This window comes from Parabacteroides goldsteinii DSM 19448 = WAL 12034 (genome assembly GCF_000969835.1).
Taxonomy (GTDB): domain Bacteria; phylum Bacteroidota; class Bacteroidia; order Bacteroidales; family Tannerellaceae; genus Parabacteroides; species Parabacteroides goldsteinii.
The window spans coordinates 1006540-1021458 of the sequence record NZ_KQ033912.1 but is presented as its reverse complement, the minus strand read 5'-3'; the positions used below and the strand labels follow the sequence as shown (position 1 = coordinate 1021458).

Below are 14919 nucleotides of genomic sequence, written 5' to 3'. Positions count from 1 at the left end.
TGGAAGTAGCGTAGAAGGGAAGATTTGTTAATATTGACTAAATAGAATATCTTTGGGGAACAATTTGGACGGATTTGGCGTCTTATCCTTGTAAGTGATATAACAAATAGTATAGATTATGAAAAGAGTGATTTTTTATGTATTGATGCTCCCGATGGTACTTGGGATGATGATTTCTTGTTCTGAAGCCAAAACAGACGCAAAGAAACTGGAAGGTAAATGGAATGTGGTAGAAGTAAAAGGCGAAAAGATTCTGAAAGAAGGACTGCCCTATATGGAATTCGATATGGCTCAGAATAAATTGCATGGCAATGCCGGTTGTAATATGTTCAATACAACCATTACATTAGATGCCAACGATGTTTCTTCGATCACTATTGCACCGGGTGCTGCTACAATGATGGCTTGTCCGGATATGGCAACGGAAGATGCGATCATGAAAGCGATGGGTGATGTGAAAGCGGTTAAAGCCGGTAATTCTGAAAGCGAAATGGCCCTGGTAGACCAGGACGGCAACGTATTGCTTGTTTTATCTAAAAATTAAACCGTATGAAGAAGTATTTATATCTCTGCCTGGCAGTTGTGGGGATAGCCGTATTTGCTTCCTGTAAATCACAAAAAGCTGTGGTGGCTTCCTATTCAGACCTGGATGGCGAATGGAGTGTAGTGGAACTGAACGGTAAGAAACTTGATCCGGCAGACAGCAAACAGCTTATTGTCATTGATGTTGCCCGTAACCATTTGTCGGGGAATGCCGGTTGTAACCGGATGAACGGCAATATCGAATATTCGGAAGCACGGAAGAACATCATTAAGTTTCCGCAAGTCGCCACGACGCGCATGGCGTGTCCTGATCTGAAAGGCGAGCAGGAGTTTCTGGAAGCTCTGAATAAAGTCGTTCGTTTTGAAGCGGAAGGAAATGTAAAGCCCGTGAATACGATTGCTTTTTACGGGACCGATAATGGAAAGCTGATGGTTATCGAAAAGAAATAAATAAGTAATTTCATAAAAAAGGAGAGGTGGCCCTGTTGAAGGAGGCCACCTCTTTGGTTTAGAGATTGAACATTCCTGTTTGTTGTTGTTTACTTCGCCAATAGTATAAAACCAGTATGTTCTTAAAACCACCAATGTTTCTTCTTTTATTTTTCAATAGCAAAGGCGTGATTGCAAAGCTGTACTACTTGTTCGATAGAATTGAAATCAACTTTGCTTTCATCGATGTATTTCTTTAGTTCTTCTTTTTGTTTAGGAAATAGTTTCAGGAATTGTTTCTCTGTAGAGAATCGTTTTAGCCGTTTGTTTTTTTCGATATAGAATTGATATTCTAATTTGGTTATGACAGTGTTTTTTGTATCGTCTCCTGTTCCATAAACCATATTGGAATAGCTATCAACAGAAGCTGTCTCTGTTTTCCCTCCAAATGTTAAGTCTTTTTTTATTCGTTTTTGACCTGAATATTGAACCAAAATTCGTGGGTCTGATTGTATTACTTCTGCTGCTTCATTCTTGTTTACTAATATGAATATCCGTTCTCCAATCTTTATGGATACAATCATTTCAGGGTCTGCAAATTCTTTTATCTCATTATCCTTGTCGATGAATTGGAACATGTTTTTCAGAAGATCGTAGTTTGACTGTACTTGAAAAACTCTTCCATCTTTATAATAAATATAAGAATCAGTAAATTCAGGAAACAAATAGTTGGAATGAACTCCTTGTGCCCAACAGATAAGTGAATTACAACAAATAAGGAATAGAAAAATAATCGATTTCATATTATTAGGATCAAGAGTGATGATAAGAAAGTTACAAGAAGAGAGTTCCAGATGGTTTTACCATCCGGATCCCTCCTTTTCTTGTAATTAATGATTTAAATGGAACCTGAGGTCCATTTATATGCTTCTTCCGAAGTTGCAGGCAACACATGTACTTGAATTTCATACAGGCGTTTGTATTCCGGAGCTCCGTCTGGACGAATAGCAGTGTTTGTCACTAAGTATTGACGTGGTTGTGTAAAATCGCCCGGTGTACCTAACTTGGGTGCTCCGTTAACCGGATCAACTCTACATGCTCCTTGATCGTCAAGAATAAATTCTAATACCATTTCGTTTATTTTCACTGGCATAATGACACTACGGAACATGCCATCTTGTACTTCTTCATAATAAGCTGTTGGTTTTACACTTTCAGAGTCGAATGCCGATTTAACAAACAAGTGACCTTTGTTGGGTGTTATGTATTCAACTTTGTCTAATGTGAAAACATGAATGATATGTTTTTTTCCTTCCGGGGCAGAACTGTCATCAACAATTTCTTTTGTGTTATTGACTTTCATTGTTTCACCAGCAGCTAATGTCTTGTTCAATATTGTCATCGGTGTTCCGGTATTGTTAGTATATTCAATACCGTTCTCGATAGCATCCATAACAGAACGAGCGAGATAATTTTCCAACCATTGCCCTTTTCCGTCATTATGGTTGACTTGCCATACTTTGTTTACGAAAAGTTCACGCGGACGGTTTCTAACCATGGCTCCAGCTAATTCAAGATTTGAATAAACTGATTCGGGCACTTCATCCCAAACAATGCCGCTTTGGCAGCTGGTAAGGGTTGTTATACCAAATATAAAGGCAAATAATAAATTCTTTATTTTCATAATTTCTTTTGTATATATTATTGATAACTTCTGTTTTCCCATCCAGGATTTTGAACAAAATTACCGTTTACATCCAATGTTGTGCGAGCAAAAGGTAATTTATAGTATACAGCATCATTAAATTTACGTTCATAATAAACCACATTACCACTTAGTGAAGTGATCGGACGGATATCGAAATGAGGAGTGAAGTATTTAGGGGCATCTTTGGATGCCAAATAACCATTGTCTTCTACTTCTGTGCTTTCAACACCTTTGCGGAAAATAAACATACCTTTGGATGATTTGTTTAACTCTTCAATGGTTGTTTTACCTTCTGATTCACCCCATCTCAACAAATCGAAGTAACGGAATCCGGGAACTTCGAATGCAAACTCGATACGGCGTTGCAATTTGTATTCTTCCCACAGATTGTGGCCAACTGCCGATTCATCAAAGTTATCCAAACCTGCACGATTGCGGATTTGATTAACTGCATCGCGAACTTCGTTTTCTTTGCCTCCCAGTTTATAGGCAGCTTCTGCATAGTTTAGCAGTGCTTCTGCGTAACGAACTTGGAAATAAGAAAGCGCAGATTGTGTGTAATTGACTGTTCCGTCCTCATTAAAACGACCTACAGTGTATTTTGTAGGATAATAGCTTGTTACAGTTGATTGTGCACGTCCTGTAACAGCTAACTTTTCAGAGTTTCTGAATTCGGTGTGAAGTGCGCTATATTTTTCCGAACGAGTTGGTTCCGATAAGTCAATCCATGTGCGAACTAAATAACGGAGTTCGTTTCTGTTGGCAAAATAACTACTGTCGTAAACGATTGTTGCATAAAAACGTTTGTCGCGGTCAGTATACATTTGGAGGTAGTTTTCGCTTTCAGCAGCCCATTCTCCGTTTGCATTTTTGGCAACACCCATTTCTTTTGCTTGAGTTGTTTTCCACCATTGCATCCATTTGCCGGTTACTTTATCTTTTTGGTAGTAGCAGTCAACCAAATCCTGTGTAGGGTATGAACCACCGCGATCGCCACCCCAATTAGGAGAAAAGTCGGTAGTTGCACCATACATGCGTCCTTCCGGATGTGATTGTTTCATCGGGCTGAATTCAGCTCTGTTTGCTTCGTTAAACATGACCGGCCAAATAGCTTCAACCGATTGGTGTCCGCTGGATGTATTGAACAGATTGCTATAATCTGGATCTAGTTGATATTTACCGATCACAGATTTTGCAGCGTCATAAGCCTGCTGATAGTAATGGTTTGCATTTTTTGAGAATTTGTAAAGCGTTTTACTTTCAGCAGATCCTGAGAGCTTATCATAAAGACCCTTTGCTGAAGCTTCGGCAGCACAGGCAGCTGCTAATGCCGAACGCGATTTTAATACTTGTACGGCCGACTCGTTTATCAATCCTAAAGCGGGTGCGGCAGTTGTCTGCTTGAAGTATTCCAACGCTTTGTCATAATCTGATAAAATCTGATCGAATACCTCTTCGCGGCTGTTTTGCGGCAGCATGGTCTCATCGAAAATGGTCATCGACTGAGTGACAATCGGCATGATACCCCAATATCTTTCCATGTCGGCATAAAATAGTCCACGGAAAGCATAGCTTTCTGCTAATAGTTGAGCGCGTTCAGAATCAGTTATGTTTGGAACTTCTGGGATACGTTCGATAGCCAAGTTCGCTTGACGGATATTTTTATAACCGGCATCCCAAGGTGCACCGATTAAACCAGTGACACTGTTAAGCTCATCGTATTCTCTGTTGTTGAAGCTATATTGGCGGAACGTATTTTGATCGCGGTCGATATTACCACAAGCATTGTCGGACCATTGTTCGGCTTGGAATGCTTGGTTGGCGCCGGCCGGACTCCACAAATAAAATTGATTGACAAAAGTGCGGGTCAGTTGGGCATTTGACCAGAATTGTTCTTCGCCTACTTTGTTAGTCGGTTCTATACCCAACGGATCACAGCTGGAGAGACAAACCGCAGCGCATAAGGCTAATATATTTAATTTCTTCATTTTGTTTTTGTTCTAATTGTATTACAATGTTAATGTAGCACTCAATGTGAATGAGCGTTGAGTCGGATAGCTACCCAATTTATTGCCACCCCAAATAGAGTTGGCTGGTAGATATTCCGGGTCTGTCATGTTACTGAATGGGTTGCTTTTCTTAACCCAAGTACAAACGTTGTTTGCAATGAAGTTTACACTTAATCCCTTAATATAATCTACGTTCTTAAGAACGCGACGTTTCAAATCATAGCTAACACTGATGTTCTTTAATTTCAGGTATGAAGCATCGTATCCCCATACGTCTACATAGTTATATCCCCATCCGTAGCTGGAATTGGTTGGCAACGGAAGTTTATTGGTAATAGGGTTACTCGGCGTATAAGATTCCTGGAACAAGTATTTACCATAGTTCCAGTAATAATCCTGTTGTGAACGGGCCGGAGATGTAACGTCACCGGAAACACTTGTTGCTCCCTGAAGGAATATTTCGAAACTGAAATCTTTCCATCCTGCTCCTAATGTGATACCATACAACGTCTGAGGAGTTGTTCCTCCACCTGTATTATATGCATAGTCGGCAATACCTAACACACCATCACCGTTGCGGTCGTCCATGCGGAATGTACCGACTGTGTGATTACGTTTGAAATGCAGATACGAGTTATACATATCATCGTAAGAAGTGAAAATACCATTTGTCTGCCATGAGATGTTATAAGTTTCAGCATGAGCATTTACACCCAAATCGTTTAGGTTGGCATAGTAATAATCTGTACTTTTATCTGCATGTCTTACTGTAACTTCTTCCCAATGTGTATAGTTTGCACCGACTCTATAGGTGAAGTCACCGATACGGTCGTTCCAGTTTAAAGAAAATTCCACACCACCTTTATGGGTTGTTACGTAAGGGGCATTCATTTTCGGAGTATTAGGCAAACCTAAGATCGGAGTATAGGTCAATTCCGGGTTCATGTCAATTTCATCACCCTTGTTTAGGTATAGATAGGTGTCGAATGATCCGGACAAACGGTCTTTCAAGAAACTGAAATCAACACCACCACTGATTTGTTGTGATTCACCCCAAGTCAGATTACTAGACACGTTGGTTTCGGTCCAAGCTGTACTAGCTCCCATGTTTTCCCCTAACAGAATGGTTTTAGACAAACCATATTGGTTCATGTAGCTGAATGGTTTTGACAATTCGTTACCTACAATACCGTAGCCGGCACGAATCTTGAATGAGTTGATTAAGTCAGTGTTCAGAATGTCTTTGATGAAGGTTTCCTCTGTAAGCATCCAACCTGCAGATGCTGCATAGAAGAATCCCCAACGTTTATCCGGATGGTAACACAATGACCCGTTATAGTTGGCACTCAATTGTAACATATACTTGCTGTCGTAATCGTAAGTGACACGACCAACCAGAGACGCAGAGCCCCATAAGCCTTCGTCACCATTCATAGAGTCCATGGTCGATCCACCGTTTATCTGCGTGTTGTAGATGGCAGGATAACCATACTTTTTAGCCATTGTCGAATTGGTTCTTCTCTTTTGGCTGGTATAGTTGAGCATCGCGCTCAGGTTATGTTTACCGAATGAACGAACGTAGTCGGCCTGGACAATACCAGTTGTCAATGAATAATTATTCCAGGTTTGAGACAATTTGGCATTATTCGGGTTGTAGCTGTTTTCCTGAGTTGAATATGGAGCACTGTACACACCTATTTGCGGGTGTTCGAATGTCTTGTTCATGGAATTACTGTAGTTGAAGTTGACACTTGTACTAACAGATAATCCTTCTATCCAGGGCAAACTCCATTTTAAACCGATGTTACTTTGCAAACGATAGTCATCTGTGTTATTGAAACCTGTTCGTAAACGAGCATCTAAACTATTATTCCTTTCTAAACCGGTTGTCCAGTTTCGAGGGATCTTGTTCATTTCATTGTCCTCAATCAAGACGTTGTTGAAAATGTTATCTCCTCCGTACGGTTTTTTGTTCTTAGCCATTACGCCATTTAAATTCAATGTGAATTTCAAACTTTTGTCTTTCAACAAATAGGCGTCGGTGTTGACAATGGCGTTATACTGCTCGTAATTGTAGGAATCGCTGATACCGGATTGGTTCATGTATCCCAAACTTGAATAGTATCTAACTCTTTCGCTACCACCTCTTACACTCACATTGGTTTGCGACATAGGTTGAACATGATCAAACCAATCCCATGGATCATAGTTACCATAGTAGTTTTCAATGTCTCCGCCTTGTGTTTTAAATGGGTTAAAATAGTCGTTTATTTCATCTAGTGTATATCCTAAACCGTATTTTTGATTCACCATGTCGGTGATTTCTTGACGGCCGTATCCCTGAGAAGAAAGGTGGTACATATAATATTTGGACATTTCCGTTGCATTGTATGCGGGACTTTCAGCCATGCTGGCAGCATACAATTCGTTTTTCTTGTTCACATAGTCCCAAGTACTCATGGGCTTAAACTTATAGGAAGGTGTCATCATGGTCATCTTTTGGCTTACTGATATTTCCAGCATACCTTCTTGTCCTTTTTTGGTAGTTACTACCACAACACCGTCTTTTGCACGTGGACCGTATACAGCAGTAGCAGATGCGTCCTTCAAGATACTCATAGAAGCAATATCATCTGGGCGCAGGCGGTTGAAGAATACTTCACCCTGTTCCGTTTCCATTACAACATCATCGATTACATACAAGATTTGGCTACCGCCACGGATCCAAATTTTGGAAGTTTCACCCGGAGCACCTGAACGTGCCTGTGTGATGATACCAGATACACGTCCACCTAATCCGTCACTAGGAGAGGTTACTGGTAATTTAGCGATTGATTCGACTTTTACGTTAACGGCTGCTGCTGTCAAAGTTTTTGTTTTTTGAACACCGGCAAAACCTGTTACTACAACTTCATCTAGTGCTTGGGAGTCTTCCTGAAGTTTGATGTTTAAGTTAGGATTCCCTGTGTACTTGACTTCTTGAGTAGTGTAACCTACAAACGAAATTTGGATAGTTGCTCCATTTTTGACATCTTCCAAAACAACTTTACCATCTAAATCGGTAACATTACCATTTGTTGTGCCTTTTACAACTACGGATGCTCCGGTGACAGGGCCGAAATCATCCTCTACAATAACCGTCACTTTCCCATTTTGTTGGGTGATGTTTACGCTTGGTCTAATGGGAAGGGTATCGGCAAGCATACTCGCAGGTGAGCATGTCATTCCGGCCAACAATAATAGACCAATTGGCTTGAAGTTTTTCAACATAATTGATTTAGTTTATTTGTTAATTTAACAAGTTCTAGAAGAACTATGGTTCAAGGTAAGATTTAAATTTACACAATAAATAAAAATAAGGGCAAAAATCATCTATATATTTTGACATTTATATTAACAAATAGTTTTTATAAAAGAAATCAAATAAAAGCGATGCATTTTTCTGTAATTTTAAATTATTGTACATCTAGGAAACCTTAATTCAACCATAGTTCTTCTAGAACAATGGTTGTATAGCCCCCGTTAGTGGTATTAAATCGAGTGTTTATTTAAATTTTATTTATCAGAGGTACGATTTTAGGGAAAGAAAAGGAAAAGACAGATTCCTATGGGTGCATTTTAACAATGCCCATTCAAGCAACCTAACAATGGGCATTGTTAAAATGACTGTTCCAGTCTTTGGATTTATATCCATTTCGTAATTGACAAGTGCAGGTGTGAAGGTGGTGAAGACAGTGAGGGGTGTTTTGTAAACTTTCTAAATGTATAAATAAAATATGTGGTCTCTTTAAAGAGAGGTCATATTTTATTTATTTTCTCGCGAAGTTTACAATGGGGGGGTAAAAAACTTCACATCTGTCACATCCATATCCATTTTGTAAAGAAAAAACAGTAACGACTTCTCCAATTGGTTTGAAGGGTGGGATTCTTTTATCTCCTCTTTGATAGTAATGTTACCGGGGATATTTCATACGGGTAGGCACATTCGTTTTCATTTTTTTTACCTGGTTGTATTATTCTATAATACAGTGGATTGTAGCAAAGAAAGAGTGAGGGGTGATAAAATTGCTTTATGTCGGTAGAAACGGCATTTGGTCGAAAAAGAATAGTTCTTGACCCGTTTTCTTTCGGCCGAGAGCGTTTTTGGGTACGGTTTCCTTTGTTTTGTGTTTTTTTTTGTTTTATATTTAAAGCGATTAAAAAAACAGGAGCTAAATTATGATAACATCCATCCCGTATCAAACTCAAAGAAAGTTCCTTTTGCCTGGCTGCATCAGTGGCAGGTAAGTGGAGTGATGCAGCTTGTGGACCACGTATTGTTTAATCGTTAATACATTATTATTGTGAAGGCAAGATTTTTTAGTTTGGTATTATTAACCGTATCGATGTTGGTTGGTTGTACAGAAGTGAATGATCCGGTCTTGGATCAGGAGGTTAATCAGAATGAAGAAAACATAGCTCAGTTGAAAGCGATGGCAGAGGAAGCCGGGTGGATAGTTTCGCCTAAAGTCTTAGAGAGCGCAAGAACTACTCCTTTGACAAAGGTTGAAATTGCACAGCTTCAAGAAGATTTGGATATTTATTCACAATTTCCACAAACCGAAGAAAAACGACAAATGGAAGTAATACCGTTTGGTAATTTATATGTATTTTCTCCTGTGTTTTTACCTAGAGTTATGACTAGGGCTGTATCAAGTGGGTCATTGTTGGTATATGCTACTTTTGGAAGTTGTTGGTCAAATGTTTGTAATCAAATACCTATAAAAGTTTATTATGATTTGGATGAAAAGGGCAATGTTGTTTATGCTTTTGGAGGTACGGAATATAGTATAAATGGTGGAGGTCCTATACGTTGTTTTTGTAATGGAGCGACTTATTACTCAACTCTTTATTATAAATGTGAATGGGGAAATACTATTTTTTTGAAATTATGGATAAGTCGGTATAAAGAGTATAATATTGGTTATAGTAGAATTTATTTGTATTCTGAAGGAAATGTTGATATAAAAACTGGTAATTCTCATTTTGAAACACATGAAATATCAAAAAGTGAATTACCTCCAGAAATCTTTAATCCGTAATTATAAAATTAATAGGCTTGTAAAATTTGTGGTGATATATTAAAAACTGTATTAAGAAACGTGGAATACGCTGACAGAGTGCAGAATAACGCAGACAATATGATTTTTAATAAAATAGTCTATGTAACTCTGCGGATTCCGCGTTGTCTGCGTCCGGTAATAGTTATTTTGCCCCCCATATATAAAGAACAATATAAAACACCAAGGTTATGAACAGATATATCCTTTATCTCTTGTTGTCTGTCGTAATGACAGTCTTTGCACAAGCACAACTCTTTCCTGATACAGTAGCGGGGCGTTTGTGGCAACAGACCTGTTTGTTTCCGAATGAAAAGATCCATTTACATACCGATCGTTCATTGTATATGGGAGGTGATACGCTTTGGTTTCGTGCTTATTTGGTGAATGCGTTGGATAATAAACCGGAAAAGACGAGCCGGTATGTGTATGCCGAATTGGTCAATCCGTTCGGGAATGTTGTGAATCGTGTGAAAATCAGACAGGATACGGATAGTTTGTATTATGGCTATTTGCCATTGGATATTGATTTACCAGGTGGTGAATATACGATTCGGGCATATACCCGTTATATGGAGAATAGTGGAGAGTCATTCTTTTTCCGGAAACCGGTCCGGGTCGTTCAGGCGTTAGGTAAATCAGTTAAAGCCGAAGTTGATTTCAGTGGTAAAGCGGGGCAAAAACAGGTTAAAGGTGTTGTGGGCTTAAAGAATATGACATCCCGGCAAATGATTAAACTGGAAAATGTCTCGTTCTTTGATGAAAAAGGCAAGATTGACTACTGGACAGAAGATGGGCAATGCCATTTCAAGATCACTCCGGACGACTATAAACAGAAAGTTGTCAAGTTGGAAGCTGCCAACTTTCAGCAGTTTCTGCCTGTGGATCTACCGGAAGCTGATTATCATGTAGACTTCTTACCCGAAGGAGGTAATCTGCCTGCCGGTGTTTTGTCGAAGATGGCGTTCAAGGCACTGAATAGTTTGGGGCAGTCGGAAGAGGTGTCCGGTATCGTGAAAGATGAGTCCGGCAACGTAGTCTGTAAATTCCAAACAACCCATGCCGGTATGGGGGCTTTTAATTGGATACCGGAAGCGGGAAAGAAATATTATGCCGAGTGTACTTCGGAAGCCGGTGTCACCCGTCGTTTTGATTTGCCGGTAGCCCATCAGGATGTGGTTTCTTTGAATGTGATAGAAAATAGGGGGGGCTTATGTTGTTTTCCATTCGAGGCGGGCAGTCTTTGAATGAAACCACCCGGCCATTTACTCTTTTGGTTCATGAACGGGGGCTTCCTCTTTTGGCGCGGGAAATAGATGTGGAAAAGCCGGTACGCATTAAGCAAGAGGGGATTGCCTCTGGCGTGTTGCATTTTGTCTTGCTTTCTTCGGCAGGGAACATCCTCTGTGAACGGTTGGCGTTTGTAAAGAATGATGACCAGGCTTGCCTTTTGCTTCGTCCGGATAAAGGAACGTACGGCTGGCGGGAGAAGGTAAACCTGTCTGTCGCCTTGCAAGATGTGTCGGGGAATCCGTTAACCGGAAGTTTTTCGGTGTCAGTGACTGATACCAAGGATCTATTGCCGGATTCTACCTATACGATTTATACTTCCTTATTGTTGACTTCTGAGTTGAAAGGGTATATCGAAGAGCCGGGGTGGTATTTCTATTCGGATGAACCTTTCAGGAGGGAGGGTTTGGATTTGCTGATGTTGACGCAAGGCTGGAGGAGTTACCGGTTGGAGCAAGCACTAGTTACCGATTACCAAACACCGGCGATTGCTCCGGAGTTATATCAGCGTCTCACCGGTGATGTGAAACGATTGGTAGGAAATAAGGTCGTGAAAGGAGCGAAAGTGACGGTGAACATACCGGATCAGGGGGTACTGGAAGAGGTGAAGACGGACGAAGAGGGATGTTTTGACTTCAGTCCGTTTGAATTTCCTGATAGTACGCTTTATAGTGTACATGCCGTTTCTCCCAAAGGAAGTTCTAATGTGTTATTGTCTCTTTCTCCGGAAGAATATCCGGCAGTTGAACAAGCATGGCCTTTCATGGAAGAGAGGCACGTTGCTGGTCGGCCATTGGCTGAAAATGTTTCGGTTGATGTCAGTTTCATGGATAAATCCAACCGGCGAGTAAGTTATGAAAACGGCTTGCGTAGTGTGTTTTTGGAAGATGTGGTGGTGACTGCCAAAAAGAGGAAAGCCCCTAAAACCCCTTATGAAACGATACAGGGAAGTATAACTATTCGGCAAGAAGAGATAGAACAGGTGCCGGATATGTCTTTAAAGACTTTTTTGTTGTCAAGGTTTCCAGGATTGTATTTTAAAGAGAATGTAGTGCCTTACTATCGTGGTGATGATCCGGGTAATAGAGTAAGGGTTGTCTTGAATGAATTTCCGGTAAATGACTCTATCATGGAGAATCAGTTGATACAAACGTTGAGTTTGAAAGATATCGAACAGATTGATATCAACCGGGATCGAACAGCAGGATTGGCTTGGTTTCCTATGACTGGCGCTTATTTTATTGCTATCAAAATGAGGCAAGGCATATCTATGGCGAATTATATACCTAAAAACGTTGGGCAAATCCATTTGTTAGGTTATCAGAAACCGGCTGCTTTCTATTCCCCTAAATATGAGACCATGCAACAAAAAGAGAATCCGATGCCTGATTTGCGGACAACCCTTTATTGGAACCCGAAGGTACAAACCGACGAGCAGGGCAATGCTTCGGTCGAGTTTTATACCGCCGATAGCGAAGCCCCCTTTTCTGTCGTGATAGAAGGAATCACCGATGATGGGCGGTTGATTCGTGGGAAGTGGTAGTCTTATTTAGATCGGTAATCCGGGTATAATAAATACTTTTTTCGCATTTGTTTATACTTATCCAGTTCCGGCTGCCAGCTTTCACGTATTTCCTCCTCTGTCAGTCCTCTGACAATCTGGTAACGGAGTTCTTTGGTGCCGGCCAGCAGGTCGAACCATTGCGGACGGGAGAAAAAGAAAGCCTGTTCGTTTCCCGCCTTATTATAGAAGTCCAGGAAAAAGCGCAGGGTCAATCCTCCCTCGAAAGGATATTCCCGGAGGTCGATGCCGTAGCATTCCTTGTCTTTTTGCAAAGGATTCGTATCGAAGCCCGGCAATGAAACAGGAGTGAATGCGAAATCGCCGTATTTCCGGTCCGGGTATCCGATCACCTGGAACGGATAGTAAGTACCGCGTCCGACACTGACGTTGGTTGCCTCGAAGAAGCATAACGACGGATATAGGCGGATCGACTGGTCGTTTGGCAGGTTAGGCGAAGGCTTGACCGGCAACCAGTACGGATCGCCATGTTTCCAGTTTTCCATTTTAACGATATGCAGTTTGCAACTGTCCGGAGAGCTTTTCAACCAGCCTTCACTGTTGATCATCCAGGCCAGTTCGCCGACCGTCAGGCCGTGCAATAAAGGGATCGGATCGACACCGACAAACGATTCAAAACCTTTCTGACGGATCGGGCCGTCTACAAAATCATTGGGATTCGGACGGTCGAGTACGATAAACTCGACACCGTTTTCCGCACATGCTTCCATTACATAATGCATGGTACTTATATACGTATAGAAACGGGCTCCCACATCCTGAATATCGAATACGATAACGTCCAGTCCGTTCAACTGTTCGGCTGTCGGTTTTTTGTGTTTGCCGTAAATGGATACGATGGGAACGCCGGTTTTCAGGTCGCGGCTGTCTTTTACTTCTTCTCCGGCATCGGCTGTTCCCCGGAAACCATGTTCGGGTGCAAAAACCTTTTTCACTTGAATGCCTTTTTCAACCAGGGCATCCAGTAAATGTTTCTGTTGTTTTTCCAAAATAGAAGTCTGGTTGATAACCAGTCCCACTTGTTTGTCTTTCAGCAAGCGGGTAATCACATCCATACGCTCGGCACCTAAAACCAAAGGTCCCTGAGTTGTTGCGGCTTGTAATCCGGGCATGAGCAATATGCCGATAAACCAAAGTGTAAGCCTGAAAACTGTTTTCATAATCCGTTTCCTACTGTTTATTATCTGCAAAAGTAGCAAATGTTCGTCTCTTTAAAGCAACGAAAGGATTAAATGTGTTTCTATTTAACATGTTTGCCTTGAACCATCATACTTGATTTCGTGTTGATTTAATATAAACAAAAAGAATAATCATATGACAACAAAACTTCCAAAGATCAAAGAAAAAGCGAAAACCGAAGCATTAGTGTTGGATCACAAAGAAGATCGGTATCCGGTACAACAGGTGGCAACAGACGGTGAAGTAACAAAAAAAGAGGTGAAAGACGCCGTCAAAGAAATCAACCCCGACCTGAATAGCCTCGGAAGCAGAGGATAGTATTTAATCAGCCGTATACTGGATAGCCAATATAAAATATCTGTATCTTCGCAACCGGATTAACTTAAAACAAGGTATGGATAAAATGAATCCTATTGATATTATCTCAAAATATTATCCGGCAGAATCGGATGCTTATCATATATTGGTTACCCATAGCCGGAGTGTTGCCGACAAAGCATTGAACCTGGCCCGGATGCATCCGGAAATGAATCTGGACATTCCGTTCATTGAAGAAGCCGCCATGCTGCATGATATAGGCATTTTCCTGTGTAATGCTCCGGAGATCGGCTGTTTTGGGGATGCCGAATACATCTGTCACGGCTATCTGGGAGCCGACCTGATGCGTAAAGAAGGCTTTCCCCGCCACGCATTGGTTTGCGAACGGCATACTGGGACCGGTATAACCCGTGAAATGATAGAGGAGCGGCATCTTCCGCTTCCTTCACGTGTAATGGTGCCGGTTTCGTTGGAAGAACAGCTGATCTGTTTTGCCGATAAGTTTTACAGCAAGACAAAACTGGATAAAGAAAAGTCCGTTGAGAAGGTAAAACAGGGCCTTTCAAAGTACGGAGAAGATACTGTAATACGTTTTGATAACTGGTGTAAACTCTTTTTAGGGGAATAAAAGCTATAGGGCTCATTAATTTATTATACATTTGCACGCTGTAACGATTCAGTTGACAGTTGATAGTTGACAGTTGACAGTTGGCGATTGGCAATTAGGATAATCTTAATTTTCAATTTTCAATTTTCAATCTT

12 protein-coding genes are annotated in these 14919 nt (G+C 40.9%); 7 read left to right on the top strand and 5 right to left on the bottom strand.

Annotation, left to right across the window (positions count from 1 at the left end; genetic code table 11):
* Window positions 1-118: 118 nt before the first annotated feature.
* Both HMPREF1535_RS04010 and HMPREF1535_RS04005 read left to right on the top strand, forming a co-directional pair.
* Window positions 119-544 (top strand): META domain-containing protein, encoded by a 426-nt coding sequence (locus tag HMPREF1535_RS04010; RefSeq protein WP_007654939.1) that lies wholly within the window; start codon window positions 119-121, stop codon window positions 542-544.
* Window positions 545-549: 5 nt separating this feature from the next.
* Window positions 550-993: an META domain-containing protein gene (locus tag HMPREF1535_RS04005; protein WP_007654936.1), complete on the top strand. Its 444-nt coding sequence runs from the start codon at window positions 550-552 to the stop codon at window positions 991-993.
* Between the two features lie 146 nt (window positions 994-1139).
* On the opposite strand, the gene HMPREF1535_RS04000 is transcribed toward HMPREF1535_RS04005, so the two are convergent.
* The 4 genes from HMPREF1535_RS04000 to HMPREF1535_RS03985 all read right to left on the bottom strand — a co-directional run bounded on the left by HMPREF1535_RS04000 (window position 1140) and on the right by HMPREF1535_RS03985 (window position 7959).
* Window positions 1140-1775 carry a hypothetical protein gene (locus HMPREF1535_RS04000; RefSeq protein ID WP_007654935.1) on the bottom strand — a complete coding sequence of 212 codons (636 nt, stop codon included), beginning with the start codon at window positions 1773-1775 and terminating at the stop codon, window positions 1140-1142.
* A 95-nt stretch (window positions 1776-1870) separates the two neighbouring features.
* Window positions 1871-2656: a DUF5018-related domain-containing protein gene (locus HMPREF1535_RS03995; RefSeq protein WP_046146394.1), complete on the bottom strand. Its 786-nt coding sequence runs from the start codon at window positions 2654-2656 to the stop codon at window positions 1871-1873.
* A gap of 17 nt (window positions 2657-2673) precedes the next feature.
* Window positions 2674-4668 (bottom strand): RagB/SusD family nutrient uptake outer membrane protein, encoded by a 1995-nt coding sequence (locus HMPREF1535_RS03990; RefSeq protein ID WP_007654931.1) that lies wholly within the window; start codon window positions 4666-4668, stop codon window positions 2674-2676.
* Window positions 4669-4689: 21 nt separating this feature from the next.
* The gene (locus HMPREF1535_RS03985) at window positions 4690-7959 is read right to left on the bottom strand and encodes a SusC/RagA family TonB-linked outer membrane protein (protein ID WP_007654929.1); all 3270 of its coding nucleotides are present in this window, start codon (window positions 7957-7959) and stop codon (window positions 4690-4692) included.
* Between the two features lie 1073 nt (window positions 7960-9032).
* On the opposite strand from HMPREF1535_RS03985, the gene HMPREF1535_RS03980 reads away from it, so the two are divergent.
* The 3 genes from HMPREF1535_RS03980 (at window position 9033) to HMPREF1535_RS03970 (ending at window position 12621) form a co-directional block, all read left to right on the top strand.
* Window positions 9033-9770: a hypothetical protein gene (locus HMPREF1535_RS03980; protein ID WP_007654928.1), complete on the top strand. Its 738-nt coding sequence runs from the start codon at window positions 9033-9035 to the stop codon at window positions 9768-9770.
* A 209-nt stretch (window positions 9771-9979) separates the two neighbouring features.
* Entirely contained in the window at window positions 9980-11035 is a 1056-nt protein-coding gene (locus HMPREF1535_RS03975; protein WP_007654926.1) for an MG2 domain-containing protein, read from the top strand.
* Window positions 11002-12621 carry a TonB-dependent receptor gene (locus HMPREF1535_RS03970; RefSeq protein WP_046145358.1) on the top strand — a complete coding sequence of 540 codons (1620 nt, stop codon included), beginning with the start codon at window positions 11002-11004 and terminating at the stop codon, window positions 12619-12621. The genes HMPREF1535_RS03975 and HMPREF1535_RS03970 overlap by 34 nt, the downstream gene beginning before the upstream one ends.
* A gap of 2 nt (window positions 12622-12623) precedes the next feature.
* Here the strand turns inward: HMPREF1535_RS03970 and HMPREF1535_RS03965 are convergent, their stop codons facing one another.
* Window positions 12624-13820, bottom strand: coding sequence for an exo-beta-N-acetylmuramidase NamZ family protein (locus tag HMPREF1535_RS03965; RefSeq protein ID WP_007654922.1), 1197 nt, complete (start codon window positions 13818-13820; stop codon window positions 12624-12626).
* 154 nt (window positions 13821-13974) lie between these two features.
* On the opposite strand from HMPREF1535_RS03965, the gene HMPREF1535_RS03960 reads away from it, so the two are divergent.
* Window positions 13975-14157 (top strand): hypothetical protein, encoded by a 183-nt coding sequence (locus HMPREF1535_RS03960; protein ID WP_007654920.1) that lies wholly within the window; start codon window positions 13975-13977, stop codon window positions 14155-14157.
* 85 nt (window positions 14158-14242) lie between these two features.
* A complete protein-coding gene (locus tag HMPREF1535_RS03955; protein WP_007654918.1) occupies window positions 14243-14785 on the top strand; it encodes an HDIG domain-containing metalloprotein in 543 nt (180 codons plus the stop codon).
* Window positions 14786-14919: the final 134 nt, after the last annotated feature.